Genomic DNA, 4,385 nt, shown 5'->3' with positions numbered 1-4,385 from the left:
TTCTACTCTCTGGAACCCCATGCTCCTTGATATAAGCCTCTATAGCCTCTATCATTCTCTTTGACGATGCACCATCTCTATAAGGATGATACAGTTCCATAGTTTTCCCTCTCCCATCTTTAAATCTATCATTCCCCTCTAGCGTCCTCACAACATTTAGAAAAATCTGATTGATATCTGTATGGTTTGACCAAGTAATATTCTCAGAGAGGCTATTAAATGTAATAACTGGTTTGTCCAAAAATATAAACTCATATACCACAGAAGAGGTATCAGACAGAAGCAGGTCAGCTATCTGAATGATTTGCGTTATATCATCCTCTACTATCATGATATTGGAGATGTCCAACTCTCTATAAGCCTCTATCGTCTCCTCATCCATACTCTCCGCAAACTTTATCATAAACAGAATATCTTTATGAGAACTCAATCTTTTTATAACATCCTTTAGAACTACCGCCGAGGTCAAAGAGGAGGAGGATGATGGTGCATAGAGTACTATATGTTTGGCACTGTATTTGGTTAGTAGTTGCTCTTTTTTCTCTTTGGTTTTGTCACTAATAGCAAAAAAGTTATCAAGCTTAGACCAACCAGTCTCTGTAACAGTAAAATTTTTATATTTCAAAGAGAGTTCTTCAAATCTCTCTGTAAAATAGGGTCCTTGAGTCAGATAGAGATCAAAATAGCCATTAATATCAAAATATTCCTCTTTCTCTCCTGCTAGTCCATGAAAAATTTGGGCTTTGACCCCACGGAGCCAATAGGGAACATCATCCCCAGGTACAAAAATAGCATCAGCTTTGAAATCTTTCAAATGCTCCAAGCTATTGCTGTGCATCATCTGTTTATATGGAAAATCATTAAACAGTTCTGGAGTGATATACCAAAGGTACTCATCCCCTCTCTTCTCTAGCTCATCGGCTAGAGGTTTCATTATCGAAAAAGCGTAAGGTAAGTTGCAAAATAGTATAGTTTTCATAAATGAAATAGTATCATAATTTTGATAAATAAATAATCTAAAAAGAAAACCAATGCAAAAACCATTCATTTGGGACAGATACTCAGACCAACCCTACCCTATCAAAGACAAAGTTTACAAAAAAAAGATGCGTAAAAAACATATCTTTGACTACATCCCTCTAATTTTAACAAACCTCATCATATTCCCTCTCTCCATAGTTCTCATGAAATTTTTCAAAGGTAAAAAAATAGATAAAGAGAACTTTTATGGTATGGGAGTTGACTTAGACAAAGGAGATATTCAAATCAAACTTATCGAGGAGTTAGGAGTCAAACATATCTTGATGCGTATGCCCCTTTGGGAGATGGATAGGATTGATGAGTATGTAGATTTTGCCAAAAAATTTAAAAATCAAACTACTCTTTTGAATATATTGCAAGATAGAGAACATATTGAGGATATAGAACTCCTTCAAAAAAATATAAAGAGTGTATTTGAAAAATTTAGCCCAATTGTCACAGAGTATCAGATAGGCAATGCCATAAACCGTACCAAATGGGGATTTTTCTCTATGGGCGAATATCTAAAGTGGTATCAGACTATTCAGAGCATTCGAGATGAAAACCACCCTACTCTAAAGCTTATCGGTTCATCTGTTATAGATTTTGAGTACCACTATACTATTCGTACACTTTTCAATGGCTTTCCTATAAAGTATGATAAATTTTCATCTCTGCTCTATGTAGACAGAAGAGGAAGCCCTAGCAACACTCAGATGGGAATATTTGATACAAAAAATAAGATAGATATGATCTACTCTTTAGTAAAACTTTCCCAAAAAACATCCAATGAGATTTATATTACCGAAGTAAACTGGCCCCTATCAGGTACAGCCCCCTATGCCCCCACTTCTGAACTGGAGTGTGTGAGTGAAGAGGATTATGCAAAATTTATGTTGGAGTATTTAGAAACAGCCAAAAAGAGTGATAAAATCCAAAGAGTCTACTGGCATCAACTTATTGCCACTGGGTATGGGCTAGTTGATGATAGAGATAATACGATTCGTAAAACCCCTGCTTTTTATGAGTTCAAAAAAGCATCATCAATAGCCTGACAAATAGTATGCCCTATCAAAATATGCATCTCCTGAATACGAGGTGTATCATCCGAGGGAACAATCAAATTTAAATCACAACTACTATTCATCTTCCCTCCATCTCGACCAGACAAACCTATAGTCCTACACCCTAACTCTCTAGCCACCTTAAAAGCAGAGATAATATTAGCAGAATTCCCACTTGTAGAGATACCGATAATCAAATCACCCTCTCGTGCAATTGCCTCCACTTGTCTATCAAAGACTCTATCATACCCATAATCATTCGCTATTGCAGTCAGAGCAGAGGTATCAGTAGTAAGTGCAATCCCTGCTAAACCTCGCCTCTCTGTTTTGTATCGTCCTGTTAGCTCTGCTGCAATATGCTGTGCATCAGCAGCCGAACCACCATTGCCACAGAGTAGAATCTTATTTCCATTTTTTAGAGTCTCTATGGCTATCTTTGAAGCCTTTTCTATTTGTGGTATCATTACCTCTATCGTTCTCTCTATCGTCTCTCTGTGAGCTTCTAACTCTCTTTTTATCATTTGTAACATCAGTTTATTATCTCTCTTATTCAATTTTTATAACTCTATTGGTAGCTTCTTTATAAATATTTTAAAGCTACTATTTTTAGAGACTATTTTCATCAATTTTTTATATTTCAAAAAGTCTTGACTTAACTTATCATAATTTCTATAATTTTTTTCAGTCTTTAACTTTTTAGAAACCTTTGGAACTTCTATTTTTAACTTATCTTCACAGTTGAGTATTTTTTCTCTTTTACTTGTTCCAAATATAGGTAAAAGCCAACACTCCAAAGAGTGAACAGAGATAGCAAATAAAATCTTCTGTTTATGCTCTTCATAAAAACTATCTTGCGTATCAATTTTATCAACCATCCTTTGAATAACACACTCAATAATCTCTTCAATAGATTGAGTTTTGGAACATTTTATCTCTTCTGCAATATCAGTATCTATTTGAATAATAATATACTCACTATTGAGTACATCATCACGAAAACGAGTCTCACCAAGATAGTTAAATATCGCACTCCAACCTGTACCAAACTCACTATAAGCCTGTCTCATATCCGTCTCATCACGAGGTGGTTCAAGAGCAAAAATCTCCTCATCCAAATCCTCATAATCTTTATAAAAACCACACAAAATATTTTCAATAACAATCTGGTCGGTAATCCCCTCTGTTACTAATCCAAACTTTGCCATCTAAAATCCTTTTGGTAAACCACCCAAGTAGCCACGCAAAAATGCTTCTGAAAGTTTTAACGGTTCATTTGTAGAAGATTTTGGTTTGTTTTCTACAGTTATCTCTTTCATTCGAGTATGACCTTTTTTATTACGAGAGACCACAAAAAGTTTTTGCTCTTCATCATTAAGATTTATTCCATCTAAGATAGCAGGATTATGAGTGGTTAAAAATATCTGTTTATCATATTTTATTGCAAGGTCAGTTAGTAATGTCATAAGCTTAGTACAAAGTTTTGGATTTAATGAAGCATCTATATTATCTATGGCAAAAGCTTTTGGTGTCTCTTTGGCTACGATAAGCGTGATATAAAATAAAATAAATAAAAACCCCTCATTTGCACTTTTTTGCGTAAACTCTCTATATAAATACTTATCTTTTATAATTACTTTATCTTCCATAGAAGATATATCGGTAGGTATGGTTATATCTTCAAACCAATTGAAGAGTTGTAATGATTCTATAATGGTATTAATATAGCTTTTATCTTCGTAGTTGTTTATAACTTTTAGGAGTTTTAGCAGACCTTCGCCGTTGATTCCTAGGGGTTGGATTTGTCCCTCTTTTTGAAATACTCGTAGGGCTGTATTTTCTGGAGAATAAATAATGAAATTTTTAAAATTAATCTTAGTTTTACAATCATAATAATAATGAGCAATAGAAGTATATTTTTCTGATTCTTCAAAAATTTCACTTACTTTTGCTTTATTCCAGTAATGGTCAGATTCATTCTTTAATAAACTAAAAGAAACCCACTTTGAATAAGGATTATTATCATTTTGAAAAGAATATTCATCATGAATTTTTTTTTTGTAAATTATATTAATCTTAATATCTTTTTCTTTACCCTCTTCCTCAAAAGCACTACGCATCAACTCAGGTTCAGGAACTCTTAATCCACGACTTACCAAAAACTCATTAGCCAACATATTAGACTCACTAGCAGAGACAAAAACCAAAGCTTCAAGCAGATTACTTTTCCCCGAACCATTCTCTCCAATAAAAAGGTTAACTCTACCAACTTCTAGTTCTAAATCATAGATGGATTTAAAATTT

General features: G+C 33.9%; 5 protein-coding genes. 1 reads left to right on the top strand and 4 read right to left on the bottom strand.

Features of this window, described 5'->3' with window-relative positions:
* On the bottom strand, window positions 1-979 hold a 979-nt coding region (locus GSY74_RS05085), incomplete at its 3' end, for a CDP-glycerol glycerophosphotransferase family protein (protein ID WP_164664024.1).
* A 52-nt stretch (window positions 980-1,031) separates the two neighbouring features.
* Here GSY74_RS05085 and GSY74_RS05080 point away from each other — a divergent pair.
* Complete coding sequence (locus GSY74_RS05080) at window positions 1,032-2,075, top strand: hypothetical protein (RefSeq protein WP_164664023.1); 1,044 nt, start codon at window positions 1,032-1,034, stop codon at window positions 2,073-2,075.
* Here the strand turns inward: GSY74_RS05080 and gmhA are convergent.
* The 3 genes from gmhA to GSY74_RS05065 form a co-directional block, all read right to left on the bottom strand.
* Window positions 2,042-2,614 (bottom strand): D-sedoheptulose 7-phosphate isomerase, encoded by a 573-nt coding sequence (gene gmhA, locus GSY74_RS05075; protein ID WP_164664022.1) that lies wholly within the window; start codon window positions 2,612-2,614, stop codon window positions 2,042-2,044. The genes GSY74_RS05080 and gmhA overlap by 34 nt on opposite strands.
* A 27-nt stretch (window positions 2,615-2,641) precedes the next feature.
* The gene (locus tag GSY74_RS05070) at window positions 2,642-3,289 is read right to left on the bottom strand and encodes a phage tail protein (RefSeq protein WP_164664021.1); all 648 of its coding nucleotides are present in this window, start codon (window positions 3,287-3,289) and stop codon (window positions 2,642-2,644) included.
* A partial coding sequence (locus GSY74_RS05065; RefSeq protein ID WP_164664020.1) for an AAA family ATPase occupies window positions 3,290-4,385 on the bottom strand: 1,096 nt, incomplete at its 5' end. It abuts the gene before it with no gap.

Source organism: Sulfurovum sp. bin170 (genome assembly GCF_010892395.1).
In the GTDB taxonomy this organism is placed as follows: Bacteria; Campylobacterota; Campylobacteria; order Campylobacterales; family Sulfurovaceae; genus UBA1140.
Note: the sequence above shows the minus strand (reverse complement) of the source record. Positions and strands in the feature narration are given on the sequence as shown.